We start from the raw sequence: 26327 nt of genomic DNA, 5'->3' as shown, positions 1-26327 counted from the left end.
TAATAATTTTATTAATTTGATAATAAAAAGCTTTTGTGATTGTATTTTGGCAAAAGAATTGAATATATTTTATTATCAAAGAAAAATAATTATGGAAACTAATAGAAAGCTTAATCGTTATGATCTAAAAGATCAAGTTGTAATTACAGGATTTTCAAACTTTAATGAGGCTGAAAGTTATGTGCAAAAAGAAGGTGGAGAGTTGGTAGAGGTCGCTTTTAAAGATGGAAATGATAATCCGCAGATTACGAATGAAGCTGGAATGATTGAAAAAAAACTCCATTATTTTGTAGAAGCAGGGCCTGAATATAAGTTTATACATTCTTCTGATCCCGGTTTTAAACAATATGCAGGTGAGCTTCAAAAAATAAAAGCAAGTATGGACAAAACAGGTCCCGAAGAAAGATATTTTGCCAATTTTGAAATCGAAAATACCGAAGACCCGATTATTGTTATTAAAAATGGGCATTTAGAATCGGTGACTTCAAGAGAACGATCAAAATATCTGAAACACGCTTGTGTTTATGAAATTGCTGTTTCGAAACTAAAATCGTAGAAATTAAATTTAGTACATGACATTTTTTTTAACCGCAAAAGTGACAAAAGATTTTATAATGAATAAGTCATCCAAAAGCTAACAAAACAAGTGATAAAGTAAAAGAAATATTTTGTAAACTTTTGAACTTCTCTTTTTCCAATCATTTCTTTTGATGCTTTTGCGGTTAAAAAGAGATTTTAAGTTTTTGTCATGTACTAAAGAAATTAAATTTAAAAATAAACCCCGTGAAAAACTAGTTTCACGGGGTTGTTTTATTTATGCATTGTAGATGATGCTGTAATATTCATCGGCCATTCTATCGCTGTTGAAATTTTGTTTTACATCTTTCATCGAATTTTGCTGTATTTTTCGCCATTGATCGGGTTGGTTGTAATAAGTAGGAATAATTTCGTTCTCAAGAAGTTCATATAATTTGTTGAAATCATATCGGTCTTGTTCATAAATACTCATATTCATATAGTCAGCTTTCTCAACAACAAAAGCATTTTCACCGTGTTTAGCAAACTCAGGAACCCAGCCGTCGTCCGTAGAAAGATTTACAGAACCGTTCATTGCAGCAGTCATTCCTGATGTACCGGAAGCTTCTCTCGGAACTCGTGGGTTATTTAACCATAAATCTGAACCTTGCTTTAAAGATTTGCTTAAAGCCAATTCGTACCCCGTTAAAACTGCCATATTTTTGTGATTTTTACTTTCTTCCACCAAAACATTGAAGGTAGAAATCGAAGAATAATCCATAGGATAGGGTTTTCCTGCCCAAATAATCTGTACGGGATATTCAGGATTATTGAGTAGTTTTCTGAATCTTTCTTTGTCTTGCAACAGTAAGTCTGCTCTTTTATACCCTGCGAATCTTCTTGCCCAAACAATTGTGAATACATTAGGATCAAATAAATTTCCGGTTTGATCGGCTACAATTCTGAATAATCTCTTCTTTAAAATTTTCTTTCGGTAGTCGAAAACGATATCGTTATTTTCATCTTTCGAAATGTATAGTTCTTTGTCGGCCCAATATTTAAATTCCTGAGCGTTGGTAATCGATTTTATTTCGCAGATTCCTGGATATTTACTCCACATCGCTCTAGATACTTCACCATGTAGTTTTGAAACACCATTTGCAATTCTTGCCATTTTTAAGGCACAAAGCGAGTGGTTGAAAAGCTCACCATCAGAGCCTTCTATCATTTTTGCTTCTTCCATACTCAAGCCTGAAAAATAAGACATATCATAGCATAATTTGAGATTATGCTTTTCATTGCCAGCTTCCTCGGGAGTGTGTGTGGTAAAAACCAGTTTTTCTTTTACTTTCTGAATGTCTCCATTGTATTTTTTTAATAAATGAAAAGCCGCAGGAAGACCGTGAGCCTCATTAAGGTGATAAACCTCTCTGTCGATATTCATTTCGTCTAAAAGCTTTGCACCTCCTTTCCCAAGAAGAATATATTGTGCCAGTTTTGTAGATTCGTTGGCATCGTAGAGTTTGTGGCAAATTGTTTTAGAAATGTGATCATTTTCTGGTACGTCGGTAGAAAGTAAAAACATCGGCGCCGTATTGAATATTTCAGGATCTAGATACCATACTTTTACCCAAACCGGAGCACTGTGAATTTCGATTTGAAACTTTATACCTGTATCTTCTAAAAAGCTGTACATTTTTCTCGTCCATGTAGGTTGTAAAGTCTGATCGTGATTTCTCGCCTGGTCGTAATAACCGAATTTCCATAAAATTCCGATTCCTACTAAATCTTGATTAAGATTGTAGGCACTTCTCATATGTGAACCTGCTAAAAATCCTAAACCGCCGGAATATATTTTTAAAACCTGCTCTAGAGCAAACTCCATCGAAAAATAGGCAACTTTTTTAGAATATTTTGGATTGATGCTGAAAGGCATTTTGAAATTTCTGAAATCCATAAAATCATTGTTTGTGTTAGAAAAAGTAAATATATAATTAAGGAAATAAACTTTACATTAATAATATGATAAATTATTTAAAAAGAGGCTGTTGAATCTTATTTTTAATTACCTTTAAGTGTAAATTTTTGATTATCAAAAACTTTCAGTCTAAAACGTGAAAACCATGTGTCATTATTAACTTTTAAAAGACCACACATGAAAAGACCATTTTCTGATGAAGATTTAATAAAAAATCTCAGCCTGTATTACCTCAATCGACATTTGAAAAAAAAGCCGATAGAAAAATATCACCAAAAGATTGATGAATCAAAACTTCATGACCGCGAAAAATACAAGAAAAAAGCAGAAATCTTATTGCTTAATTCTTTTATGCATCATTTTCCTGAAGTTACCTTTGATGATCTCACCTGCGAAAGCCCAGACTTTATCGCCACACTTAACGAAAAAAAAATCGGAATAGAATTAACCGAAGTAATCAATCATCTTGAAATGAAAAAGATGGAGAGTAACTTAAATAAAATTTTCCGTCAGGCAGAAATAGTCCTAGAACAAGAAGACACTACGAAATATCGTGGTGTTTATTTTTTAGAATTTCATTCAAATATTAAATTTGATTCTCTCGAAAATCAGGAGGAAATTATTTTAAATATTTATAAAAGCATTAAAAAAGGTAAACCGATTGGTTGTGTAAAAAATATAAGAAAATCTTCTCATCGCAGAAATGTTTTTATCACCTATGAATACAATATGAGCCTTTTTGATGAGTTGTGTTCTGAAAAAATCATTGAGCTCATCGAAAAAAAGAACGAAAAATTCCCTTATTATGACACTTCTGTAGATGAATGTTGGCTGGTGATTGTTTCGGATATGAATTCTATTGCATCACGATATACTTTTATTCAAGACAAAGAACATTTACATCATGTGAAAAGCCCTTTCCATAAAATTTTCCATCTCGACAACCTTTGTGGTAATATGACTAATATCAAATAGTCTTTAAAATCAATGTAAATAATACAAGTTTATATCGATTATATTGGTTAAAATTTACTTTTTGTCAATATTTGGTGATATTAATTAAATTTGAGTACATTTGGTATACTTTAACTAATAATCAAATAAGACATGAAAAAAACTCTACTATTTATTCTTTTTTGTATTTCACAAACGTTTTACTCGCAGGCAGATTGTGCTACTGCTTTAGCGGTTTGTGGAAATTCGAATATTACCTATAGTCCTACAGGAATTGGTCTTGTAAATGAAACATTAGGAGGTTGTCTCACAGAGGGAGAACACAATTCAATATGGTATAAATTAACGATTGCTACCAGTGGAACCCTTACTTTTGATTTGGTTCCCACCAATCCCAATGCAGATTATGATTGGGCAATGTATGGCCCCAATGTTACATGCGGAAATTTAGGTGCACCTATTCGATGTAATGCCGCAACGGTAATCGGAGTAGGCGCTTCTACTGGATTGAATATGACGAGTACATTATTAAGTGCTGCGGGAGGTTCTACAACCCCATATTGTCGGTATCTAGATGTAATTGCGGGAGAAACGTATTATTTATATTTAGATAACTGGGTAGGAGCAGGTGGTAGTACAACCGCGCCTTTTTCATTGACTTGGGGTGGAACGGCTACTTTGGCGTCTCCTTTTACCAACCCAACATTGCAACCGAATCCGTTTTTACCACCAGGAATTCCTGCGGCTAACCCAAATAATCCTCGTGAAGTTCTTATCTGTTCAAGTCCTGCTTTGTTTGATTTCACGACACTTACTCCCGGGATTTTAAATGGAAATCCGAATTTTGTTGTGACTTATCATACCACACAGAATAATGCACTTTCGGGAGCAAGCCCTATTACTGTACCTTTGATTGTAAATACAACGACGACGTATTATTATAGTATTCATTATCAAGATCCAACGAATCCTACAAATAACCTTAATTCTTGCCGACAAATTGGTGCTTTTAAATTTAAATTAGGAAATATTACAGCTAGTAATGCAACGATTTATGCTTGTAACAATAACAAAAAAGGTCAGGGTACATTTAATTTAACCACTGCGAATGTTTTTGGTGGTGGAGGTGTAGCGATAACCTATTACTTAACCATGGCTGACCTAAATGCAGGAATAAATCAAATTGTTAACCCGAGCCAGCATGTTTCAGCTGAAGGGGTTGTTTATGCACATGTACAAACAACAGACGGTTGCTCTGATAATGCAGTAATCACTTTGCGCTTTTACCCTGAAGTTGTTGTAAATGATGCTACATTAAGAGCTTGTACATTTGATTTTAATCTTAAAACCGCTTCTTTTGACCTTACAACTGCTTCGGTCACTGCTCAGGCGACTACAAAAAAATATTATCCTTCTCTTACAGACGCTACGAATGGTACAAACGAAATAATACCCTTCACCAATTTTATTTCTCCAAATGGGGTAGTGTATGTGAAAGTTATTGATGGAAATAGTTGTTATGGAATTGCGAAAATTAAATTAGAAGTCATTCCTCCGGTGTATTCTTCAGTTTTAAAAGATAAAATAATTTGTATAGAAGATAAAACCACTTTGGATGCAGGCGCAGGATTTGATGGGTACGAATGGAGTACTGGTGCTACAACGCAAACTATTTCTGGTGTAGGTGTAGGAACTTACTGGGTGAAATTAAAAACTGGTAGTTGTGTTGCTTTGCAAAGCGTAAAAGTATATGCTTCAGAACAGCCGGTGATTACAAGTGTTGATATTTCTAATACGACTGTAACGGTAAATGTAAATGGAGGAAAGGCTCCTTACAGATATTCAATAGATGGCGGTGTTTGGCAAGATTCTAACGTATTTGCGAATGTGAAAAGAGGTGACCATAAAATCTATGTAAAAGATGCTTATGATTGTGAGCCAATAGAAATAGAAATTGTTGTTCCGAATCTTGTGAATGTTATCACACCAAACGGAGATGGCATCAACGATGTCATAGATTATTCTGCTTTGGCGCATAAACAGAATTTGATTTTTAATGTCTTCGACAGATACGGAAACAAAATTTTCCAGGCAGATAAACTAAATCATTACAAATGGGATGGTACTGCAGGGAATAAGAAAGTTCCTACCGGAAATTACTGGTATTCTGTATCATGGAATGAAAATGACAAAAAAAATACCCCGATTAAATACTCAGGTTGGGTGTTATTGAAAAATAGAGAATAATTAAAAATTATTAAATACAACAAAAGCCGTCTTGCAAAAGATGGCTTTTATTGATTAAAACACTTTTGTATCTTTAAAATAATCTGAGAGATAAAGTATTTTTCCACATTCTGAAAACTGTACAACGGTACATATTTCATTATTATAAGTCCCTTTACCATTCATATTTCCTGAAGATGAGGTTTGATAAAAATATTTATTATTTCCTAAATGGAAAATTTCAGAAACACGCCACTCGATTTTTTCATAACGTCTGAAAATAGCTCTAAATAAAGCTATAATTCTATTCTTTCCCGATATTTCTTTAGTTGGCGGAATCCATATTATGCTTTCATCTGTAAACCACTTTTCAAGATGTTCAGGATTAAGTGAGTTTAAATCTTTCATGAAATTACTAATCTTACAAATCATCATATTCTTTAGATTTATATACGGAAAAAACTGTAAATTGGTTTTAAATTATAAGGATGAAAGATTTATTTATAAAACGTTTCGAGTACTACAAAATGCTCGGTGATAAATCATTTGAACAGCTTTCAGATGACCAAATTTTCTGGCAATTCAACGAAGAGAGCAATTCAATTGCGGTTATTGTAAAGCATATTGCAGGAAATATGCTTTCAAGATGGACTAATTTTTTAACAGAAGATGGCGAAAAATCTTGGCGAAACCGTGATGAAGAATTTGTAAATACTTTTAAAACCAAAACAGAAGTGTTAGATTATTGGGAAAAAGGATGGAAATGTCTTTTTGATGCTTTGAATCAAATTAATGATGAAAATTTATATTCTACAATCTATATCAGAAACGAAGCGCATTCGGTGATTGACGCGGTTTTCAGACAATTGGCACATTATCCGTATCATATCGGTCAGATTGTTTTTATTGCTAAAATGGTGAAAAATGAAGATTGGAAAACACTATCTATTGCAAGAAATAAATCATCAGACTTTAATCATGATATGAAAGATAAATTCTCTGAAAAATGAAAAATTTTATCATAAATAAAAATACAGAAATTATTTCCGAAGAATTTTTAAATAGAAGTATTTTAGATTTTCATTCTGCCTGCAAATATGTTTCAGAATTACCTTACAAAAGGAATACTGATAAAAATAATATTAAATGTGTTTTTGATGATTTGGGTGGTACTTGCAGCACAAAACATGCAGCACTGAGAAAATTGGCACTTGAAAATCATCAGTCTGATGTGAAGCTTATTATTGGGATCTTTAAAATGGATGCAGAATATACTTTTAAAATTAAAAATACTTTAGGCAAGTTTAGTTTAAATTATATTCCCGAAGCTCACAATTATCTCAAGATTAATGATGAATATTTTGATTTTACAAAACCGGACTCAAAATATTCACAGTTTAAAAATAAATTACTGATTGAAAAGGAAATAGAGCATAATGAGATTGTAACCGAAAAAATTTCGTTTCATAAAAATTTTCTTAAAAAATGGCTTTCTGATGAAAATATTCCTTATAGCCTGAATGAAATTTGGGAAATAAGAGAGCAATGCATCAGAGATTTACAAAAAAATGATGAGGTAGAAATTCAGAATTCTTCTTCTGTCTGTTTTGTGAATACCTCCGAAGTAAGAGACGATTATAAACTATAGACTAAATCAATTTAAAAATTATATTAAATTTGATTACCTTTGCACCCAGAAAATTCAGGAAAATAAATGTCTCACTTTCATAGAACGGCCGCATTTCATACTCTTGGCTGCAAATTAAATTTTGCGGAAACATCTACTATTGCCCGTCAATTAACAGATGCAGGTTATGATAAAGTAAGTTTTGATGATAAAGCAGATATTTATGTAATCAATACGTGCTCGGTTACCGAAAATGCAGACAGAGAATGTAAACTTCATGTAAAAAGAGCCATGAAAGCCAATCCTGAAGGTTTGGTGGTGATTGTTGGATGTTACGCTCAGTTGAAACCTGAAGAAATTTCACAGATTAACGGAGTCGATTTGGTTCTTGGAGCCAAAGAAAAATTCAACATTTTAAGCTATCTCGACGATTTAGAAAAGTCTGAAAGCGAAGGTGTGGTGCACTCTTGTGAAATTGAAGAAACAGATTTCTTTATCGGAAGTTATTCCATTGGAGACCGAACCAGAGCTTTTTTGAAAGTACAGGACGGTTGTGATTATAAATGTACTTATTGTACAATTCCTTTAGCAAGAGGAATTTCTCGTTCAGATACTATCGAGAATGTTCTGAAAAATGCCAAAGAAATTGCTGAAAGAGATATCAAGGAAATTGTTTTAACTGGCGTAAACATTGGTGATTACGGTAAAGGTGAATTCGGAAACAAAAGACACGAGCATACTTTTTTAGATTTAATTTCTGAGCTTAATCAGGTGGAAGGAATTGAAAGAATCCGTATTTCTTCTATTGAGCCAAATCTTTTAAAAGATGAAAGCATCGAATTGGTTTCCAAAAGCAAGAGTTTTGTTCCGCATTTTCACATTCCCTTGCAATCAGGAAGCGATGAGTTGTTGAAAAAAATGAAACGTCGTTATCTTACCAAATTATATAACGATAGAGTTCATAAAATTCGCGAAGTAATGCCCGATGCGGCTATTGGCGTTGATGTAATCGTTGGTTTTCCTGGGGAAACCGAAGAGCTATTCATGGAAACATATAACTTTCTGAATGAGCTTCCTATCAGTTATTTGCATGTTTTCACCTATTCTGAAAGAGAAAATACAGAAGCTGTAGGCATGTCTGGCGTTGTTCCTATTCCGGAACGAAAAAAACGCAACAAAATGCTTAGAATTCTTTCTGAAAAAAAGAAAATGGCATTCTACCAAACTCAGCTTGGTAAAACACTTCCCGTTCTTTGGGAACACGAAAATAAAGATGGCAAAATGTACGGCTTCACAGAAAACTATGTGCGAGTGCAGAAAGATTTTGACCAAGGATCAGTGAATAAAATTGAATTTCTAAATTTAGAAAAAATCCTGTCAGATGGCACGGTCACTGTGCTATCGTCTTACGAAAGTTTTTTAGCAAAAGCATAGTCTATTTGCTTTATTTCCACTAAATTTATTCTTTAACGTTTTAAATCTATATTCTTATGAGAGATAAGTTCTTATCTTGGGGAATTGTTTTGGTAGCTGCTACATGGGTTGTGGCATTATTAATCAAAGCACATTACTGGATTCCTACGCTGTTAACAGCAATTTATGCATTGGGAGTCTATAACTCTTACCAAACAAAACATGCAATTCTAAGGAATTTTCCTGTTTTGGGGTATTTTAGGTACTTCTTTGAAGATATTTCGCCTGAAATGCAGCAGTATTTTATTGAAAGAGAAACAGACGGGAAGCCATTTCCCAGAAACCAGCGTTCTGCGGTGTATAGGCGTTCAAAAAATATAAGCGATACCGTGCCTTTTGGAACTCAATTAGAAGTAAATCATAGAAAGTATGAAGGAATTAAGCATTCTATTTATGCTAAATCTCCACAAGAAGAGCTTCCTAGAGTTTGGATAGGTGGTGAGCAATGTACTCAGCCTTATCATTCTTCGTTATTTAATATTTCAGCGATGAGTTTTGGTGCATTAAGTGACAGGGCTCAGATTTCTTTAAATAAAGGAGCAAAAAAAGGAAACTTTTATCATAATACAGGAGAAGGAGGTATCTCACCTTACCATTTGGAAGGAGGAGATTTATGTTGGCAAATAGGAACCGGATATTTTGGTTGCAGAGATGATGAAGGTAAGTTTAATCCTGAATTGTTCGCAAAATATTCTACTCTTCCTAATGTAAAAATGATTGAGATTAAATTATCTCAAGGAGCAAAACCTGGCCATGGTGGAGTGTTACCTGGGGTGAAAAATACGCCTGAGATTGCTAAAATTCGTCATGTAAAACCGGGAATGACTATTATTTCGCCACCTTCGCATTCTTCTTTTTCAGATGCTCCCGGATTGTTGAGGTTTGTACAGCATTTGAGAGAACTTTCTGGAGGCAAGCCTGTCGGTTTTAAGCTGTGTATCGGTGATACCAAAGAGTTTGAAGATATTTGTGTTCAAATGAATGTATTGAAAATTTATCCCGATTTTATTACCATTGATGGCGCAGAAGGAGGTACCGGAGCTGCACCCCCTGAATTTTCTGATGGAGTAGGAATGCCGCTGGAACCAGCTTTGATATTTGTGAATCGTACATTAAGAAACTATAATCTTAGAGATAAATTGCGAATCATTGCCAGCGGAAAAGTACTGACAAGTTTAGATATTCTTCGAGCAGTTGCAATGGGAGCAGATATCTGTAATAATGCGAGAGGATTTATGTTTTCTCTTGGCTGTATTCAGGCGTTAAGGTGTAATAACAACAATTGTCCAACGGGTGTGGCTACGCAGGATAAAATGTTGATTAAAGGGCTTGATGTAACAGATAAAGCTGAGAGGGTGTATCATTTCCATAAAAATACTTTGCATACGTGTAATGAGCTAATAGCAGCAGCAGGAAGAAGTTCTTATGAAGAAGTTGATGCCAGTATGTTTATGCGTGGTGATGAGTTTGAGCATCTTTCAGATAAGTATTTCCCAGATATTTTGGGAAATGTAAGGTAAATAAAAAAGCGCTTCAAAATATTTTGAAGCGCTTTTTTTATCTTTTTAGCATTTATTATTGATCTGCTGAAGGTCTTACATTTGCTTTGTAAATTTGAAAATTAAAAACAAAAGTTGCATTCTGAAGATTGTAATAATTGGCGTTTCTTGCAAAAGCTGCTTTAGACGGTACAATAATTACTCCTTGTAGATTATAAGGGTTTCCTGAGGTTAAGTTTTCAAAACCTTTAAAGTATTTTAAACCTTCTTTAAGGCCTTTAATCTCGTAATAATTACTATCTTTTCCAGAAGCCGTTCTAACGATTTTTTTAACGTAATAAAACGTAGGGTCGGTTACAGGAGAGCCACTTCCGTTAATGGTGTTTAAAAGAGGTTCTCCGTTTCCTAACGAAATATTTCCGTCCGTGTTTGTAGCAAGATAATAGTTCGCTCTTATCATTGTTTTAATCTGCGTAGAATCTTCTATGGTAACACCCGTTACAGGGGGATTGCTATCTTCTGGCTGAGCTCCGATTCTTTTGATATAAATAACTCCGGAAGGAAGTGTTTTAGGGTCTAGCTGAGATAGTTTTTTCTCATTGTCGTCAGCTGCATCTGTGCTGCTGAACGCTTTTATGTTTCCCTGCGAATCTAGATAGTTGTTGTCCATAAATTTCTGAATAGCCTGCTCGTCATAAGAATTTCTTACATTGATGTCTTCGGGCTCTACAAAAGTCTCCACTTCATCATCCTTTTTACAAGCTGCGAAACACAACGATCCTGCAAGGATATACAAAAATATTTTTTTCATTTCAAAAACTTTAATTACTTTACAAATAATATAACGACAAAAGTATAAAAAAATATGAGAATAGATAAATTTTTATGGAGCATTCGTTTTTATAAAACAAGATCGGTGGCTGCAGATGAAATAAAAAAGAACAGAGTTTCTATTGGAGCCTCGACTGTGAAGTCGTCCAAAGAAGTAAAAGAAGGAGATGTTATCAAAATTCGCAAAAATCAAATCGATTATAAAATTAAAGTAATACAAATTCCTAAAAGTAGAATAGGGGCTAAATTGGTATCGCTTCATATTAAAGATGTAACTGATAAAGATCAATACGAAATCTTAATGATGCGAAAAATGTCTCAGGAATACTACCGAAACAGGGGAGAAGGAAGACCTACCAAAAAAGATAGAAGAGAGATGGATGATTATGTTGAAAATGATGTTGCCTCTGACTTTACAGATTGGGACGATTTTTTTGGTGAAGATGGCAGTGATTCTGAAACCAACGATTAATTTAAAAGAAAAAGCTCTAGAGATAGAGCTTTTCTATTATTTCTTGAATGATATCTTCAGGAGTCTTTGAATCTGTATTAATGCTAAACTGAGCTTTACTGTAAAAAACATTTCGTTCAAATAGATGTTTGGCAATAAATTCAGGAAGATCTTCATCCGATATTTTTGCAATCAACGGTCTTTTTTCTTTCTGCTTTGAAATTCTTTCTGCCAAAGTAGCAATAGAGGCTCTCAAAAAAATACTCTTCGAGCTATTATTAATAATTTCCATATTATTATAATAAACCGGAGTTCCGCCTCCCAGGCTCAAAACGATATTTTCTTGAGAGGCTAAGATCTCCTCCAAAATTTCTCTTTCTAATTTTCTAAAGTGAATTTCCCCCATTTTTTCGAATATTTCGGGAATGGTTAATTTTTTTCGCTTAGAAATCTCTTTGTCGAGGTCAATTAATTTAAAATTTATTTTGTCGCTTAATATTTTGGAAATGTGAGATTTACCACTCCCCATGTAGCCTACCAGTGAAATTATCATGAAATTATTTTAAACAAATTTGCAAAAAAATTTTGAGATAACGAAAAAAGTTATATCTTTGCACCACTGAAAACAAGGATATTACTTAACAGTAAAAACTTGATAATATAGTGACCGACTCGGTAGCTCAGCTGGTAGAGCAATACACTTTTAATGTATGGGTCCTGGGTTCGAATCCCAGCCGGGTCACTTAAAAAAAATTACTAGATTTTTGTAATTTTATAGCTTGTGTGGTGAAATTGGTAGACACGCCATCTTGAGGGGGTGGTTTCCTAAGGATGTGCTGGTTCGAATCCAGTCACAGGCACAGCAAAAAAAATATTTAATTAATGTTTGATATTTTGTAAAAAATATTTTATATTTGTCCTCGTTAATTTTATGTGACCGACTCGGTAGCTCAGCTGGTAGAGCAATACACTTTTAATGTATGGGTCCTGGGTTCGAATCCCAGCCGGGTCACAAGTTTACTGAAAAGTAAATTTTTTTCATATTAATATTTTGTGATTTGGTGTTCAAAGGCTTCCTTCAGGAAGCCTTTGATTTTTTATGTCAATCCAAATGCATATTGTCAATTAATCTTACTCCATCTACATTAACTACAATAAACGCTCTGTAAGATTTATTTTCTTCTCTTTGGTCAATTTCTTTCAATGTGCTTTCGTCAGCAATCAGAAAATACTCCAGCTCCATGTCTTTGTGGTTCTGAAAGATTTCATTTACATTTTCCTTAATATTTAAAACCGAAGTGTTTTTAAACGATTTTTTTACTTTCATTAATGTTTCGAAGATAATTTTAGCCTCCTCTTTTCTTGCTTCGGTGAGACGCTGGTTTCTTGAGCTTAAAGCTAAGCCGTTTTCTGCTCTGTAAATAGAGACTCCTTTTATTTTGATAGGAAGCAGTTTTTTTTCAACCATTTTTTTAATGATTGCCAATTGCTGAAAATCTTTTTCTCCGAAGTATGCGTTGTCCGCTTTTACTTGTTTGAAGAGCTCTTCAACTACCGTTCCTACACCATCAAAATGGCCGGGTCTAGACTTTCCTTCCATTTCATTTTCTAAACCATCGTAATCATAGCGCTGGCTTTCTGTTTTTTCAGGATAGATATCTTCAACTTGAGGAAGGTAAACAGCGTCTACAAGCCCTGAATTTTTGAGAATAGAGATATCGCGATCGGTGTCTCTAGGGTATTTTTCCAAATCTTCAGCATTGTTAAATTGTGTAGGGTTTACAAAAATTGATGAGATGACCAGGTCATTTTCTTTCCTTGCAGCTTCATACAATGATAAGTGACCATTGTGTAAAGCGCCCATAGTAGGCGCAAAACCTATTTTTTTGCCCATTTCCTTCTGTCTTTCTATAAAATCCTGAAGTGTTTTTTTGTTTTTTAGAACTTCCATAGTTTATTTTAATAACAATTCAAAAATACTAAATATTAAGAGATTCGTTTTTAGTTTTTATGCATTATCTCAATAACTATCGTAAAAAAATGTTAATTAGAATAATGTTGAATGTTTTTTCGTAATTTTGCATATTAGAGCGTTATTTAAAATTATATAAAAAATTATATGCCCAATCAGAAAATACTGTACATTACCACAGAGATGTACCCTTATCAGGAAGACACAAATTTAGCAGCGGTGGTAAACAAAATGGCACTTAAAATGCACCAAGAAGGCAATGATGTAAGAGTTTTTATGCCAAGATTCGGACAGATAAGTGAGAGGAAATTTCAACTTCATGAAGTGATTCGTCTTTCGGGGATGAATATTATTATCAATGATTTAGATCAACCTTTAATTATTAAAGTGGCTTCACTTCCAGGAGAAAGGTTGCAGGTTTATTTTATCGATAACGAAGAATACTTCAAAAGAAAACAATATTATTTTGATGATGCAGGTGTAGCGTTTGACGATAATGATGAGAGAGCTATATTCTTTGCACGTGGTGTAATAGAAACTATTAAAAAACTAAACTGGGTTCCAGACGTAATTCACTTAAATGGATGGATGTCTTCTTTTGTGCCTATTTATCTAAAAACCTACTACAAATCTGATACTTACTTCAAAGATGCTAAAATTGTACTTTCATTATACAATGAGAAAGATGCAGCTTTGGCAGAAAATGTAGGTGAGAAACTGCAGTTTGATAATATTTCAGATTTAAATGCGTTAAATAAACCGAGCTTCGAGAGTTTCGTAATTGAAAGTATGAATTATGTAGACGAAGTCGTAAAAGGAGATGAGTTTTTGAACGGTGATCTTGACAAAGGCTTTAATGAAACGGCTACTTCAAAATCTGAATACCTTGATGTAGACTCTATCAGTAAATTATATTAATATACATTTTGATGATTTATAATATTAGAAAAGTTTTCACCCTTCTTTCTGTAATGGTTTTAGGGGGTGTATTGGTTTATAACTGCGAGCCGGAACCAGATTCTCTAGGAGAGCAGTTATTTTTAAATGGTGCTGCAGAAGGAGTAGAGTCTTCTTATGATCTTATTGCTTATAACTTTAAAAATAATGATACGATAAGAACAGATGCGTATAAATTATTAAATATTATTGGCTCTTCTTCAACTTCTTCTACAGCGGTTTTAGGCGCTTTTAATGAAAGTCAGTTTGGAATGCAGAGAGCTTCGTATTTTACTCAGGTGAGATTGGCTGCTGATAATCCTGATTTTGGAACTAACGCAGTCGTAGATTCTGTAGTTTTGGTTCTTAAGCCTAGCTATCGTATAGATTCGCTTATCGCTACTACTACAGATGAAAATTATGTTTATCAGAACGGAGGTCTAGATGCTAATGGAAATGTAGGTACTAATATAGATGCTAAAAAAGTGGTGAGTACTTATCCTATTACAAAATTCGGAAAAACCAAAAAGAAACTTACTCTAGAGGTACATGAAGTAAAAGAATTTATGAATGGGTATAATGATTATGTTTATTCTGATAAAAAATTTGACACATACACTCCTCTTTTAGGTTCTAAAGAAATTAAAGAGGGGAATGTGAGCGCTGTAACCATTACTAAAGATTCTGATAATTCTCAAATAACACCTTCATCAGCACCTGGTATAAGAATCCAGTTATCACCGACTTTATTTCAATCTAAAATTATTGATAAGAAAGGACAACCTGAGCTAAGTGATGCTTCGAATTTTATCAGACATTTCAGAGGTTTAAAAGTTTCTGTAGCTGAAGATGATGGTTACTTATTCCAATTTGCTCCTAACGATATGGAGTTGATTATGTATTATAAGAATGATTTAGCTGTAGCTGGAGCTCCTCCCAAAAGACCTCAAACAAAATATGAGTTTGCTGTGAAATTTACAAATATGCATTCTGCTTATTATGAATATAATAGAACAAATGCTAAAATTAACGATTTTGCTTTTGGAAATAAAGAAATAGGAGATGAAAAACTGTACGCCCAAGGAATGGGAGGTAATTCTATAGGTATAAAATTCAAAAAAGAAGAGATTGATATACTTAGAAAACTTTACCAAGACGATAAGGCTGCTATTATCAGTGCAAAAATCAGAATTTATACAGATGAAATAGAATGGGTAAACCCTTATCCAAAGCTAGGTGCTCAAGATTTTACTATTGTTCAAAGAAATAAAGATTCTGCCGGTAAAGAAACAACGGCATTTACGACAGATCCTACTTCATTAGGAGCTACTTTTATTCCTGTAAGAGCTTATAATACAGATAAGAACCCAGCGTCTTATGAGTTTACGGTAACTCGTTCTTTAAAAGATATTGTAGAGTCAACTGATACTTATGATAAATATAAAGATAAATATTTCAAGATAGATCTTGCTCAATTTTTACCAAACGCTTCCGGTGCTATTGCGGGATATAATTCTACTTCAAGAGCTTTTTCTATGGGAAGAACTGTTTTTGTAGGTTCTAATTCTTCAAGCGATAAAAAGATTAAGCTATTGGTTACACATGGTACCAAAAAATAAAAACTAAAAATATTAAAAAAAACACTCGATTAAATTATGTGCGGAATAGTTGGTTATACAGGTTTTCAAGATGCCTATGATATTGTTATCAATGGTCTTAGAAGATTAGAATATAGAGGGTACGACAGTGCCGGAATTGTTTTAGAAAATACAGCCAACAGCTTTAGCGTTGAAAAAACGAAAGGCAAGGTTGATGATTTGGTCAATATTTCAAATAATTTAAAAGGAACTTCCAAAATAGGAATGGGTCACACGCGTTGGGCAACTCACGGTGTACCAAGTGATAGAAATTCACATCCTCATGTTTCAAATAACGGAAAAATTGCACTTGTTCATAATGGTATTATTGAAAATTATGACACCATTAAAACAATGCTTACCGAAAAAGGTTTTTCTTTTAAATCTGAAACAGATACAGAAGTTTTAGTTAATCTTATTCAGTATTTTACAGATCTTAATTCTGAAACAGATTTTCCTGAAGCTGTAAGATATGCATTAAACGAAGTATATGGAGCCTATGCTATTACCGTAATGCACGAAGACCATCCAGGGGTTTTAGTTGTTGCGAGATTAGGTTCTCCATTGGCAATTGGAATTGGTAATAAAGAATATTTTATCGCTTCTGATGCATCTCCTTTTGTTGAGTTTACTAAAGAAGCTATTTACCTTGAAGAAGGGCATATGGCAACAATATCTTTGGAAGGAGGCGTAGACATCAGAACAATCAATGATAATTCTAAAATAATTCCTGAAATTCAAGAATTAAAATTAAGCTTAGAACAAATAGAAAAAGGTGGATATGAGCATTTTATGCTTAAAGAAATCTTTGAACAGCCAAAATCTATCCACGATACAATGAGAGGAAGACTTATTGTAAATGAAGGAGTTATTAAAATGGCCGGAATTTGGGATCATGTAGAAAAATTCAAAAACGCTAATAGGATTATCATTATCGCTTGCGGTACTTCTTGGCATGCAGGCCTTATCGGTGAATATCTAATCGAAGAGTTTGCAAGAATTCCTGTAGAAGTAGAGTATGCATCAGAATTTAGATACAGAAACCCTATTATTACGGATAAAGACGTTGTCATTGCAATTTCTCAGTCAGGAGAAACGGCAGACACGATGGCTGCTTTAAAACTAGCAAAAGAAAGAGGTGCATTTATATATGGTATATGTAATGTAGTAGATTCTTCTATTGCAAGAATTACAGATGCCGGATCTTATACTCACGCAGGGCCAGAAATTGGTGTTGCTTCTACAAAAGCATTTACAGCACAGTTGACCATTCTTTCTTTAATTGCATTAAAATTAGGAAATCACAACGGTAACTTAGGAACTGCTGAATTTATGAGTCTTATCTCAGAACTTGATGCGATTCCTAAAAAAATCGAAGAAGTATTAGAAGCTACCCATGAGCTTACTCAGCATATCGCAAAAGACTTCATCGATGCTACCAATTTCTTATACTTAGGAAGAGGGTACAATTATCCTGCGGCTTTGGAAGGCGCTCTTAAATTAAAAGAAATCTCTTATATCCATGCAGAGGGTTATCCTGCCGCAGAAATGAAACATGGCCCAATCGCTCTAATTGACGAAAACATGCCAATTGTTATCATTGCCCCTAAAAAAGGACACTATGAGAAGATTGTAAGCAATGTACAGGAAATTAAGGCTAGAAAAGGTAAAGTAATTGCCGTAGTAAACAAAGGAGATACTCAGGTAAGTGCAATGGCTGATTATGTGATTGAAATCCCTGAAACCTCAGAATGTTTTTCTCCAATAGTAGCTTCTGTACCATTACAATTATTAGCTTATTACATAGCAGTGTATAGAGGTGCCAATGTAGACCAGCCAAGAAATCTTGCAAAATCTGTAACTGTAGAGTAAAAAGTACTTGGAAATAAAATAAGTTTAGGTTTTTTTCGTTATTCTGAAAAAAATCTTAAAAGTTTCTTAAAAAAATTATATATTTACGGCTTAATTATAAAAATTAACATGAAAAGGATATTTCTTTTATTATTGTCTGCGTCGGTAGCATCGGTATCTTGTTCAGGTGGTGGATCTTCTTCTGTAGGGAAGCCTGGAACAAAAGGAGAATTGATACCTAGAGAAAAAACAAAATCATTTGTTGCACAAAGACCTTATGGGATGGTGGCAATTCCTGGCGGTTCTTTTATTGCTGGTATGGCCGATGAATCATTTACCAATAATGGTGAAACTGCACCTTTGAAAACGGTAACCGTAGCTCCTTTCTTTATGGATGAAGCTGAAACTACTAATGCAGAATACAGAGTTTTCATCAATTACGTAAGAGATTCTATCGCTAGAACAATGCTTGCTGAAGCTGCAGGTGAAGGTGGCGATGGTGGCGGTAAAGGCGCAAGCATCGGAGACTATGCTTATCTTGCTAAAAAAGAAGAAAACTTAACACCATATCAGGAATATCTTGAAGGAGCCGGAGGAAGAGACGACGGTTTTGATGCAAGCAAAAAATTAGATTGGAAAATTCCATTACATTGGAATACATCAAAATATCCTGATGTAGAATATGCTGAAGTTCTTGAGTCTATGTATTTACCTGCTTCTTCTAGAGTAGGAAGTGAAAGACTTATTGATGTTAGTAAATTAAAATATGGTTATAGATGGGGAGATATGGATGTAGCTATCGCTGATAACGAAAGAGGAGTAAACTTCTTAAGAAGCGAAAGTATTTCTATCTATCCAGATACAACAGTTTGGGTAAATGATTTCCACTTTACTTATAATGAGCCTTTATTTGAGCAATATTTCTGGCACAAAGCTTACAAAGATTATCCTGTTGTTGGGGTAACTTGGGATCAAGCTAGAGCATATTGTGATTTCAGAACTAAATTAAAGTCTGATTATAACGAAAGCTTAAAAAGAAAACAACAAAGACCTTTACGTTTCCGTCTTCCTAACGAAATGGAATGGGAATATGCTGCAAGAGGTGGAAAACAAAATGCAACTTACCCTTGGGGAGGTCCTTACTTAATGGATGATAGAGGTTGTTACTTAGCAAACTTCAAGCCAAAAAGAGGTAGCTATATGGAAGATGAGAAAAAAGGTACTTATACCTACGCTGCTCCTGTAAAAAAATTCAAGAAAAATACTTTTGGATTATTTGATATGGCAGGTAACGTATCTGAGTGGACTGATTCAGGATACAACAATTCTGCTTACGGGTTCTCTTCTACTTTAAATCCTTCTATTAAATCTAAAGCAGATAACAAAAAATCTGTAAGAGGTGGTTCTTGGAAAGATGTTGGTTATATGTTGATGACAGGGGCAAGAGACTGGGAAAACAAAGATTCTGCAAGAAGTTATATCGGTTTCAGAACGGTACAAGATATTCCTGAAGCTGCTGTTAAAGCGAAAAGAGTTAACAGATAATTTCACTTAAATTATTTATTTTCAATTTATAACACTTAAAAAAAACTAACTTATATGTTTAAGACTAAAGATGCTTGGATGAATTTCTTCTATTCATTCGGTGCTGCAATTGTAATTCTTGGAGCTTGGCTTAAAATTACTCACATTACATTTGGACCTATTAACGGAAACATCGCTCTTACAGTAGGGCTTGTAACTGAGGCAATTATCTTTATTATTTTTGCATTCGACCCTCCAGCTGCGGAAGAATCTTACCATTGGGAAAATGTTTACCCTGAATTGTTAGATAAACATGCAAACCCAAATCCTTTACATTCAAATATTTCTTCTAAAAATGCAGGAGCACAATTTGCTGAACTAGAGAATTCACTTTCAACGAAGTTAGATAAAATGCTTCAGGATGCGAAACTAGACGTGCAATTGTTTGATAGATTGAGAACAGGAATTGATAAATTTTCAAGCTCAGTAGATCAAATCAACCAAACTGTTGACGTATCTGCTTCTACACACAAATACAATGACCAGTTAAACAAAGCTGCTTCACACATGGAAAGCATGAATGCTCTTTATGCAATGCAGTTAGAAAACGGTCAAAAACAATCAGATTTTGCTAAAAAATATGTTGCAGATATGCAAAAATCAGCAGAACAGTCTGAGAAATTTAATCAAGAATTACAAGGTTTAACAACCAACTTAAACAGCTTAAACAGAGTTTATGGTGGTATGTTAACTGCTATGAAGTCATAAATCCTTAACCATTAATTTAAACAAAAACTAAAGAAAAAAGAATGGCAAAAGGAAAACAGACTCCACGTCAGAAGATGATCAACCTGATGTATTTGGTGTTCATCGCTATGATGGCCCTCAACATTGATGTTGAAATCATCAGATCATATTATGATTCTACAAGAGCCTTAAATGATACAAGACATTTGACGGAGCAGAAGAATGAAGATATTTTTGAGAAAACATTAGAAGCAAAAGCTCAGCAGGTACCAGATACCTATGCAACACCTTGGGAACAGTATAAAGGACTGAAAAGCAAGATTGATGTTTTGGTAAAATCGGCTGATGATATTAAAGTTATTCTGAAGAAGCAATCAGATTTCCATGACAAAGATCCTAAAACAGGAAAAGAAACTGACGTAAGTGAGAACTTCTCTGCACTGAATAATAATGAGGCAACAACTAACTATTTCTTTAAAGAAGGTGACGAAAATGCTCCTTCTGCTAAAGCTTTAGAGCTTAAGAAGCAATTAGATGATGTAAGATCTTATATTGTTGCTAATTTTGGAAGTAACCCACAGTTATTGAAATTAGTGGAAAGAGCAAATAAATCTATTATTGCAGAATATCCTGCTGGGAAATCTCCAAACGGTAAGACTTGGTTTCAGAATAAATTCTATCACCAACCACTTATTGCTGCGATTTCAAATCTAGAGATTATTCAGAATGATGCAAGAAACGTACAATCAGATGCATTGGCGTTAATGCTTCAGGAAAAAGTAGATGCAAGCATCAAGTTTACAAGCTACGAGGCAATTGTTTCTGCTCCTACTGATGTTCAGGTGGGTAAAAAAGCTGAAGCTGTAGTAATGTTAGGTAACTATTCAAACAGTAGTAAAATTAGCATTAGCGGAGTAAGCAGACAAGAAAACGGTAAAGGGTATCTTCCTTTAAATACTGGTGGTATTGGTGAGAAAAAGATTGGTGGTGTAATTACTTTAACAGATGCTACAGGAAAAGCTCAGCAATTCCCGTTCACGCATACATATAACGTAATCGCTGGTCCTCAACAAGTAAAACTAGAACAAGGATTATTACTTTCTGCTGATAAGATGAACGTAATGTATAGAGGATTAGAAAATCCTGTTTCAGGTTCTATCTTAGGTGCAGATAATGCTAAATTATCATTGTCAGCTCCAGGTGCGCAGGTAAGAAATACTGGTTCGGGTAAATGGATTGTAAAACCTCAAAGTGGAAATACTGTTAAATTAACATTATCAGGAACAGATCCAACTGGAAAATCGGTTTCACAAGTATTTGAATACAGAATTAAAAATGTACCTCCTCCACAAGGTCAGATGAGAGGGCAGAATGCACTTTCTATGCCAGCTAGCTCAATCAAAAATCAAACTGTACAGGCAGCAATTCCTGACTTTGATTTCCCTGTAACATTTACGGTTACCGAGTTTATGATTAGAGTTCCTGGTAAAGCAGCAATGCTAGTGAAAGGTAATTCACTTGCAGATGCAGAAGGTTTATTGAAAAATGTAAGATCTGGAGATATTGTTTCGATTATTGAAATTAAAGCTACTGCTCAGGGACTTGAAGGACCTGTGAAGAGAATTACTCCAATCGTTATTAATGTTCCATAAGATTAAAAAGCAATTATTATGAAAAAATATATTAGCAGTCTTTTAGTTTTAGCTTCTGGGTTTGCATTCTCTCAGACTATTCTAAATGCTTCTTCTCCGGAAGAATTCAGACAGATGAGAGCTGAAAATATGAAAAAAGTTGGAGATACTGTTATTAGTAATAAAGTTACTCCTTTAGAATATGGCTTTGTAGATGAAAAAGACATCTTAAAAAGTATGACAGTATGGGAAGTAATTGACCTTAATGATAAGATTAATCAGCCTCTTTACTACGACAACCCTAATGGATTGCTTTCTAAAACGACAAAATCTTTATACCAAGTTTTGTTAGATGCAGCAATGAGTGGTCAAGTTGAAGAGGTGTATGATGATGAAAATTTTTCAATTAAATTATCTCCTGAGCAAATTAAAGCTAGATTGCAGAAAATAGTTACTGGTGATGGCTTAGTAGACATTATAGCTTCTGGTAGAAAACCTACGGAACAAGAAATAAAAGAAAATACTGATATTTTTGAAACGACAACTGAGAAAGTTAAAGTTTTAAAAATTATGGGTATGTGGTTCATCGACAAAAGAGATGGTATGATGAAGTACAGACCTCTTGGTATTGCAGCAATGGGTCCTGACCCAGCAGTACAAGGTGTTTTTGATGCTGATGGTAAACCAATTGCTGGTAAAGATGAATTAATCGATTTGTTTTGGATTTATTATCCTAAAGCAAGAGATATTTTAGCAAATAATTATGTCTACAACAGAGCAAATTCGTCAGCGGATTTATCTTTTGATGACGTTATCAATGCTAGAAGATTTTCTTCAATCATCTACAAGTCAAGCAACGGTCTTGGAGATGGTACTATTAAAGATTATGTTCCTAGAAATGCTGAAGAGCAATTGGCTGAAAGCCAAAGAATCAAAGATCAGATTCTTCAAATGGAAAATGATATGTGGAATTACTAAATTTCACTTGATATTTATAAAAAACCTGAGTACATTTACTCAGGTTTTTTTATTGTTAAAAACACTTTCTTCATCGTTTTGAAGAAAATATATTATCAAATTTTAAGGGTTTAGTTATAATCTATTAACGAACACCTAAAAAACGATTAACCTATTTAAACCCCTTTTTAATAAATCAAATTTCTCATATGAAAAATGTAGATTACATCATCGTTGGTGATGGCTATGCAGCCTTATTTTTTGCACATCAGTTACTTTTAAATAATAAATCATTTGTCGTTTTTTCAGAGGGTAAAAAAAGCGCTTCACAGATTTCTGCCGGAATTATCAACCCAGTAGTGTTGAAAAAGTTTACCACATTTTGGTTAGCACAGGAGCAGATTGATTTTTTAAAAACATCGTTAAAAGAAATCGAATCTTACACAGGAGAAAATTATTTAATAGATTCTCCTATCCATAGAATTTTTCATGATGAGAATGAGCAGAAGCTTTGGCTTAAAAAATCGGGCAATGAAGAGCTAAAAAACTTTTTAGACGAAAAATTTGATCATTTAAATGGTGTAAAAAACGACTTTCAGACCGGAAAGGTCAATCAATCAGCGAGACTGAATGTTAGTGGATTTTTTAATGGTTTATTGAGTTATTTGGAAAGTAAAGGAAATTTAGTCAAGGAAAAGTTTGATTATTCTAAAATTGATGTCTCAAATTCTGAGTATAAAGATTTTAGTTTTAAAAATATTTTATTTTGTGAAGGGATGGGGGGGAAAGAAAATCCATTTTTTTCAGATATTGCTGTAATTCCAAACAAAGGACATCACATTCGGGTCAAACTTTCCGATGCTATTCCAGAAGATATTACAATTAAGAAAAAACACTTTCTTTTTCCGTTAAATGATAATCTTTATTTTTATGGCGGAACGTATGACCGTGAACAAATGCATCACGAAATCGATAGTTCTGCAGTCGAACAACTACAAAAAGGACTTTCAGAATTTTATCCAGGCGATTTTGAAATTAAAGAAGTGCATTTTGGTTTCAGACCTACCGTAAAAGATAGAAGACCCATAGTAGGAAGACATTCTCAGCATTCTAATTTTTATGTTTTTAATGGCTTGGGAGCCCGTGGAATTCTTAATGGTTGCTATTTCTCAAAAACATTGTTTGAATATATAGAAAATAATATTCCATTACCTCAAGAGATTTCTATAGATAGATTTTAATAACAAAAGACGCTTCAAAAAGCGTCTTTTGTTATTGTGAGGCCATCTTGGTCGCAGATGGGTCTTTTTTTCCGTGAAACAATACCATATCAACATCTTTTTGCAAGAATGTGACTTCATATTTGGTTTCAGTAAATTGATATTTATTATCAGCAGTAGTAAAACTTGGGTTTTCTGCATTTTTGTGCAACTCATAAGTCTTTCCGCTGAGCCTTACCGCAACAGTATTTTTGGTGTTATTGGTAATGATATCCATATTATCACCATGGCGATCATAAACAGTCAACTTGGTAATCTCATCCTGAGAAGTAGGTATTTCTTGTTGTATAGTCGTTGTTTCTGGATCTTTGGCAGAATGTTTACACGCTGATAGTGTGAGGATTATAATGAATCCGAGAACTAAATTTTTCATTTGTAATTGTGGTTTTTAAGGGTTTCATATTGAATTGCTATGGTTGTGTAAAATTACAATTGTTTTTCTTTAAAATGTGTTAAATTTTAATAATTTAAAGAATTTAAACGCATTTTAATAGTTTATTTTAATGTTAAATATAATCAATCGTTTCTCTCATTCATTTTTCAGCAGATTTCAAGAAGAGTTAAATTTTGTTAATAGTGAATTGAGTATTAAAATCTAAGCATACATTTGCATCTTCTAATGAGAAACTATATCGTATATTTTTTGACCAGCCTTTTTCTGCTTTTTATGGTGGAAAGTAAGCTCAATGTTAAAACTTTGCGTAATGACTTTTCGGGTCATATTTCTCACAATTATCCCAATAAAATTAATCAGACCAATCAAGCGCCAGCAAAATTTTCTGTTCAGCAAACAGCAGATACAGCAGATGGTTTTTCGATAGAGTTGGCTGAAGACGATTTTCAGTTTTCAGATACAGTGCAGGCAATGATTGTTTTTGCAAGTGTATTTGGGTTGATTTTTTCATTTGGATTATTATTTAAAAAAAGGTTTAAACCTTCAATTTCCGATTTTTTACAGCACTGTAATTCTGTAAAAACATTTATTCTGATTCGTTCCATCAGAATCTAAAATTCTATTTTTCGATTATCTTTTTTGTTCCAAAACCGGAGCGAAAATTTTTGCGTTGGGTCTATTCTGATTTCCACAATGTAAAACCCCCACCATTATTTATTCAATCAAACATTTAACGATTTATATTACTCTAAAATTATGATGAAAAGAGTTGTCTCAGGCGTTGTATTAAGCGCAATTCTCTTGCTGTTTAGCTGTAACGAGAAGAAAGAAGAAAAACAAGAAGACTCAGTGTATCCGGTGACTTCCCCAGTAAAAATGGATACGATTATTAACAAAGATTTTGTTGCCCAGGTTCAGTCGGTAAAAAATATCGAGATTCGGGCTCAGGAAAAAGGCTTCCTTGAGAAAATCTATGTAGATGAAGGTCAGTATGTAAAAGCAGGTCAGACCTTATTCAGAATTATGCCTCAATTATACCAAGCTGAATTATTAAAAGCAAAAGCTGAAGTAGAACAGGCTTCCATCGAATTAAGAAATGCAAGTACGTTATCCGACAATAATATTGTTTCTAAAAATGAAAGATTAATGGCTAAAGCTAAGCTCGATGCAGCCAACGCAGAAATGAAGTTAGCGCAAATCCATCTTTCATTTACAGATATTAAAGCTCCGTTTTCCGGGATTATCGATAGAATTCCGTTGAAATTAGGAAGCTTGGTAGACGAAGGTGATTTGTTAACAACGCTTTCAGACAATACCAATATTTATACTTATTTCAATGTTTCGGAACCTGAATATCTGAATTATCAGAAGAATGTTGCGGACCGTGGAAATCAGAATGTAAGCTTGGTGATGGCAAATGGAGAATTGTTTAATCAGACTGGAGAAATTCAAACGATTGAAGGTCAGTTTGATAATGAAACCGGAAATATTGCTTTCAGAGCGAAGTTCCCCAATCCTGAAAAACTATTAAGAAACGGCGAAACAGGAAAAATCAGAATGACGTTACCGTTGAAAAATGCTTTAATCATTCCACAAAAAGCGACGTATGAAATTCAGGATCAGAAATATGTTTTTGTAATCGATAAAAATGGAGTTGCAAAATCTAAAAATATAAAAATAGCTTATGAACTTCCAGATTTATATGTAGTTGCTTCAGGATTATCAGAAGGTGATAAAATCTTATTGGAAGGCGTACAAAAAGTGAAAGACGACCAAAAAGTAAAGGTGAAAGCACAAGATCCGAAGAAAGTTCTTCAGTCTTTAAAATTAAAAGCAGAGTAAG

Annotated in this window: 24 protein-coding genes and 3 tRNA genes; 21 read left to right on the top strand and 6 right to left on the bottom strand. The window is 33.8% G+C overall.

Annotated features, from left to right (window positions below):
* The first annotated feature begins 91 nt into the window (after positions 1 to 91).
* Complete coding sequence (locus LO744_RS16660) at positions 92 to 556, top strand: hypothetical protein (RefSeq protein ID WP_230671376.1); 465 nt, start codon at positions 92 to 94, stop codon at positions 554 to 556.
* Between the two features lie 258 nt (positions 557 to 814).
* On the opposite strand, the gene glgP is transcribed toward LO744_RS16660, so the two are convergent.
* Positions 815 to 2473, bottom strand: coding sequence for an alpha-glucan family phosphorylase (gene glgP, locus LO744_RS16655; RefSeq protein WP_230671374.1), 1659 nt, complete (start codon positions 2471 to 2473; stop codon positions 815 to 817).
* Between the two features lie 198 nt (positions 2474 to 2671).
* Between glgP and LO744_RS16650 the strand changes: the two genes are divergently transcribed.
* Together LO744_RS16650 and LO744_RS16645 are read left to right on the top strand one after the other, a co-directional pair.
* Positions 2672 to 3469 (top strand): hypothetical protein, encoded by a 798-nt coding sequence (locus tag LO744_RS16650; protein ID WP_230671372.1) that lies wholly within the window; start codon positions 2672 to 2674, stop codon positions 3467 to 3469.
* Between the two features lie 132 nt (positions 3470 to 3601).
* Complete coding sequence (locus LO744_RS16645; RefSeq protein ID WP_230671370.1) at positions 3602 to 5695, top strand: T9SS type B sorting domain-containing protein; 2094 nt, start codon at positions 3602 to 3604, stop codon at positions 5693 to 5695.
* Between the two features lie 54 nt (positions 5696 to 5749).
* Here LO744_RS16645 and LO744_RS16640 read toward each other — a convergent pair whose 3' ends face one another.
* Positions 5750 to 6082, bottom strand: a complete 333-nt coding sequence (locus tag LO744_RS16640) for a nuclear transport factor 2 family protein (protein ID WP_230671368.1) — start codon at positions 6080 to 6082, stop codon at positions 5750 to 5752.
* An 80-nt stretch (positions 6083 to 6162) separates the two neighbouring features.
* On the opposite strand from LO744_RS16640, the gene LO744_RS16635 reads away from it, so the two are divergent.
* The 4 genes from LO744_RS16635 to LO744_RS16620 all read left to right on the top strand — a co-directional run bounded on the left by LO744_RS16635 (position 6163) and on the right by LO744_RS16620 (position 10294).
* A complete protein-coding gene (locus LO744_RS16635) occupies positions 6163 to 6684 on the top strand; it encodes a DUF1572 domain-containing protein (protein ID WP_230671366.1) in 522 nt (173 codons plus the stop codon).
* On the top strand, positions 6681 to 7322 hold the full coding sequence (locus LO744_RS16630) for a hypothetical protein (RefSeq protein ID WP_230671364.1): 642 nt from the start codon (positions 6681 to 6683) through the stop codon (positions 7320 to 7322). The genes LO744_RS16635 and LO744_RS16630 overlap by 4 nt, the downstream gene beginning before the upstream one ends.
* A 66-nt stretch (positions 7323 to 7388) precedes the next feature.
* Complete coding sequence (gene mtaB, locus LO744_RS16625; protein WP_230671362.1) at positions 7389 to 8735, top strand: tRNA (N(6)-L-threonylcarbamoyladenosine(37)-C(2))-methylthiotransferase MtaB; 1347 nt, start codon at positions 7389 to 7391, stop codon at positions 8733 to 8735.
* A gap of 56 nt (positions 8736 to 8791) precedes the next feature.
* On the top strand, positions 8792 to 10294 hold the full coding sequence (locus LO744_RS16620) for an FMN-binding glutamate synthase family protein (protein WP_230671360.1): 1503 nt from the start codon (positions 8792 to 8794) through the stop codon (positions 10292 to 10294).
* 55 nt (positions 10295 to 10349) lie between these two features.
* On the opposite strand, the gene LO744_RS16615 is transcribed toward LO744_RS16620, so the two are convergent.
* Positions 10350 to 11084: a hypothetical protein gene (locus tag LO744_RS16615; RefSeq protein WP_230671358.1), complete on the bottom strand. Its 735-nt coding sequence runs from the start codon at positions 11082 to 11084 to the stop codon at positions 10350 to 10352.
* Between the two features lie 54 nt (positions 11085 to 11138).
* On the opposite strand from LO744_RS16615, the gene LO744_RS16610 reads away from it, so the two are divergent.
* Positions 11139 to 11576 carry an RNA-binding S4 domain-containing protein gene (locus LO744_RS16610; protein WP_230671356.1) on the top strand — a complete coding sequence of 146 codons (438 nt, stop codon included), beginning with the start codon at positions 11139 to 11141 and terminating at the stop codon, positions 11574 to 11576.
* Between the two features lie 16 nt (positions 11577 to 11592).
* Here the strand turns inward: LO744_RS16610 and LO744_RS16605 are convergent, their stop codons facing one another.
* Entirely contained in the window at positions 11593 to 12108 is a 516-nt protein-coding gene (locus LO744_RS16605) for a shikimate kinase (RefSeq protein WP_230671354.1), read from the bottom strand.
* Between the two features lie 116 nt (positions 12109 to 12224).
* On the opposite strand from LO744_RS16605, the gene LO744_RS16600 reads away from it, so the two are divergent.
* The 3 genes from LO744_RS16600 (at position 12225) to LO744_RS16590 (ending at position 12567) form a co-directional block, all read left to right on the top strand.
* Positions 12225 to 12297, top strand: a tRNA-Lys gene (locus LO744_RS16600).
* Positions 12298 to 12332: 35 nt separating this feature from the next.
* A tRNA-Leu gene (locus tag LO744_RS16595) sits at positions 12333 to 12415 on the top strand.
* A gap of 79 nt (positions 12416 to 12494) precedes the next feature.
* A tRNA-Lys gene (locus LO744_RS16590) sits at positions 12495 to 12567 on the top strand.
* Between the two features lie 90 nt (positions 12568 to 12657).
* Here the strand turns inward: LO744_RS16590 and panC are convergent.
* Complete coding sequence (gene panC / locus LO744_RS16585; RefSeq protein ID WP_230671352.1) at positions 12658 to 13506, bottom strand: pantoate--beta-alanine ligase; 849 nt, start codon at positions 13504 to 13506, stop codon at positions 12658 to 12660.
* 168 nt (positions 13507 to 13674) lie between these two features.
* Here panC and LO744_RS16580 point away from each other — a divergent pair, with 168 nt between their 5' ends.
* The 8 genes from LO744_RS16580 (at position 13675) to LO744_RS16545 (ending at position 24051) form a co-directional block, all read left to right on the top strand.
* Positions 13675 to 14445 carry a glycogen/starch synthase gene (locus LO744_RS16580; protein WP_230671350.1) on the top strand — a complete coding sequence of 257 codons (771 nt, stop codon included), beginning with the start codon at positions 13675 to 13677 and terminating at the stop codon, positions 14443 to 14445.
* An 11-nt stretch (positions 14446 to 14456) separates the two neighbouring features.
* The gene (locus LO744_RS16575) at positions 14457 to 16082 is read left to right on the top strand and encodes a DUF4270 family protein (protein WP_230671348.1); all 1626 of its coding nucleotides are present in this window, start codon (positions 14457 to 14459) and stop codon (positions 16080 to 16082) included.
* Positions 16083 to 16118: 36 nt separating this feature from the next.
* Positions 16119 to 17972: a glutamine--fructose-6-phosphate transaminase (isomerizing) gene (gene glmS, locus LO744_RS16570; RefSeq protein WP_230671346.1), complete on the top strand. Its 1854-nt coding sequence runs from the start codon at positions 16119 to 16121 to the stop codon at positions 17970 to 17972.
* Between the two features lie 108 nt (positions 17973 to 18080).
* On the top strand, positions 18081 to 19496 hold the full coding sequence (porK, locus tag LO744_RS16565; protein WP_230671344.1) for a T9SS ring complex lipoprotein PorK/GldK: 1416 nt from the start codon (positions 18081 to 18083) through the stop codon (positions 19494 to 19496).
* A 54-nt stretch (positions 19497 to 19550) separates the two neighbouring features.
* A complete protein-coding gene (gene porL / locus LO744_RS16560; RefSeq protein ID WP_230671342.1) occupies positions 19551 to 20243 on the top strand; it encodes a type IX secretion system motor protein PorL/GldL in 693 nt (230 codons plus the stop codon).
* A gap of 41 nt (positions 20244 to 20284) precedes the next feature.
* Positions 20285 to 21874: a type IX secretion system motor protein PorM/GldM gene (gene porM / locus LO744_RS16555; RefSeq protein ID WP_230671340.1), complete on the top strand. Its 1590-nt coding sequence runs from the start codon at positions 20285 to 20287 to the stop codon at positions 21872 to 21874.
* 18 nt (positions 21875 to 21892) lie between these two features.
* On the top strand, positions 21893 to 22831 hold the full coding sequence (gene porN, locus LO744_RS16550) for a type IX secretion system ring subunit PorN/GldN (protein ID WP_230671338.1): 939 nt from the start codon (positions 21893 to 21895) through the stop codon (positions 22829 to 22831).
* 188 nt (positions 22832 to 23019) lie between these two features.
* On the top strand, positions 23020 to 24051 hold the full coding sequence (locus LO744_RS16545; protein WP_230671335.1) for an NAD(P)/FAD-dependent oxidoreductase: 1032 nt from the start codon (positions 23020 to 23022) through the stop codon (positions 24049 to 24051).
* A 31-nt stretch (positions 24052 to 24082) separates the two neighbouring features.
* Here the strand turns inward: LO744_RS16545 and LO744_RS16540 are convergent, their stop codons facing one another.
* Positions 24083 to 24463: a hypothetical protein gene (locus tag LO744_RS16540; protein ID WP_230671333.1), complete on the bottom strand. Its 381-nt coding sequence runs from the start codon at positions 24461 to 24463 to the stop codon at positions 24083 to 24085.
* A 246-nt stretch (positions 24464 to 24709) separates the two neighbouring features.
* On the opposite strand from LO744_RS16540, the gene LO744_RS16535 reads away from it, so the two are divergent.
* Together LO744_RS16535 and LO744_RS16530 are read left to right on the top strand one after the other, a co-directional pair.
* Positions 24710 to 25099: a hypothetical protein gene (locus tag LO744_RS16535; RefSeq protein ID WP_230671331.1), complete on the top strand. Its 390-nt coding sequence runs from the start codon at positions 24710 to 24712 to the stop codon at positions 25097 to 25099.
* A 144-nt stretch (positions 25100 to 25243) separates the two neighbouring features.
* The gene (locus LO744_RS16530; RefSeq protein WP_230672534.1) at positions 25244 to 26326 is read left to right on the top strand and encodes an efflux RND transporter periplasmic adaptor subunit; all 1083 of its coding nucleotides are present in this window, start codon (positions 25244 to 25246) and stop codon (positions 26324 to 26326) included.
* Position 26327: the final 1 nt, after the last annotated feature.

Origin of the sequence: Chryseobacterium turcicum, from assembly GCF_021010565.1 — a bacterium.
GTDB lineage: Bacteria > Bacteroidota > Bacteroidia > Flavobacteriales > Weeksellaceae > Chryseobacterium > Chryseobacterium turcicum.
The sequence above is the reverse complement of the archived record's forward strand: the minus strand, read 5'-3'. Positions and strand labels throughout refer to the sequence as shown.

What these genes read in the sequence shown, in the direction of transcription:
- LO744_RS16540 (WP_230671333.1), bottom strand. Translation starts at nt 24,463, where the DNA reads ATGAAAAATTTAGTTCTCGGATTCATTATAATCCTCACACTATCAGCG.
- panC (WP_230671352.1), bottom strand. Translation starts at nt 13,506, where the DNA reads ATGGAAGTTCTAAAAAACAAAAAAACACTTCAGGATTTTATAGAAAGA.
- LO744_RS16645 (WP_230671370.1), top strand. Translation starts at nt 3,602, where the DNA reads ATGAAAAAAACTCTACTATTTATTCTTTTTTGTATTTCACAAACGTTT.
- LO744_RS16660 (WP_230671376.1), top strand. Translation starts at nt 92, where the DNA reads ATGGAAACTAATAGAAAGCTTAATCGTTATGATCTAAAAGATCAAGTT.
- LO744_RS16610 (WP_230671356.1), top strand. Translation starts at nt 11,139, where the DNA reads ATGAGAATAGATAAATTTTTATGGAGCATTCGTTTTTATAAAACAAGA.
- porL (WP_230671342.1), top strand. Translation starts at nt 19,551, where the DNA reads ATGTTTAAGACTAAAGATGCTTGGATGAATTTCTTCTATTCATTCGGT.
- LO744_RS16605 (WP_230671354.1), bottom strand. Translation starts at nt 12,108, where the DNA reads ATGATAATTTCACTGGTAGGCTACATGGGGAGTGGTAAATCTCACATT.
- LO744_RS16535 (WP_230671331.1), top strand. Translation starts at nt 24,710, where the DNA reads ATGAGAAACTATATCGTATATTTTTTGACCAGCCTTTTTCTGCTTTTT.
- LO744_RS16650 (WP_230671372.1), top strand. Translation starts at nt 2,672, where the DNA reads ATGAAAAGACCATTTTCTGATGAAGATTTAATAAAAAATCTCAGCCTG.
- LO744_RS16575 (WP_230671348.1), top strand. Translation starts at nt 14,457, where the DNA reads ATGATTTATAATATTAGAAAAGTTTTCACCCTTCTTTCTGTAATGGTT.
- LO744_RS16640 (WP_230671368.1), bottom strand. Translation starts at nt 6,082, where the DNA reads ATGAAAGATTTAAACTCACTTAATCCTGAACATCTTGAAAAGTGGTTT.
- LO744_RS16545 (WP_230671335.1), top strand. Translation starts at nt 23,020, where the DNA reads ATGAAAAATGTAGATTACATCATCGTTGGTGATGGCTATGCAGCCTTA.
- glmS (WP_230671346.1), top strand. Translation starts at nt 16,119, where the DNA reads ATGTGCGGAATAGTTGGTTATACAGGTTTTCAAGATGCCTATGATATT.
- LO744_RS16635 (WP_230671366.1), top strand. Translation starts at nt 6,163, where the DNA reads ATGAAAGATTTATTTATAAAACGTTTCGAGTACTACAAAATGCTCGGT.
- porN (WP_230671338.1), top strand. Translation starts at nt 21,893, where the DNA reads ATGAAAAAATATATTAGCAGTCTTTTAGTTTTAGCTTCTGGGTTTGCA.
- LO744_RS16620 (WP_230671360.1), top strand. Translation starts at nt 8,792, where the DNA reads ATGAGAGATAAGTTCTTATCTTGGGGAATTGTTTTGGTAGCTGCTACA.
- LO744_RS16580 (WP_230671350.1), top strand. Translation starts at nt 13,675, where the DNA reads ATGCCCAATCAGAAAATACTGTACATTACCACAGAGATGTACCCTTAT.
- LO744_RS16630 (WP_230671364.1), top strand. Translation starts at nt 6,681, where the DNA reads ATGAAAAATTTTATCATAAATAAAAATACAGAAATTATTTCCGAAGAA.
- LO744_RS16615 (WP_230671358.1), bottom strand. Translation starts at nt 11,084, where the DNA reads ATGAAAAAAATATTTTTGTATATCCTTGCAGGATCGTTGTGTTTCGCA.
- porM (WP_230671340.1), top strand. Translation starts at nt 20,285, where the DNA reads ATGGCAAAAGGAAAACAGACTCCACGTCAGAAGATGATCAACCTGATG.
- mtaB (WP_230671362.1), top strand. Translation starts at nt 7,389, where the DNA reads ATGTCTCACTTTCATAGAACGGCCGCATTTCATACTCTTGGCTGCAAA.
- glgP (WP_230671374.1), bottom strand. Translation starts at nt 2,473, where the DNA reads ATGGATTTCAGAAATTTCAAAATGCCTTTCAGCATCAATCCAAAATAT.
- LO744_RS16530 (WP_230672534.1), top strand. Translation starts at nt 25,244, where the DNA reads ATGAAAAGAGTTGTCTCAGGCGTTGTATTAAGCGCAATTCTCTTGCTG.
- porK (WP_230671344.1), top strand. Translation starts at nt 18,081, where the DNA reads ATGAAAAGGATATTTCTTTTATTATTGTCTGCGTCGGTAGCATCGGTA.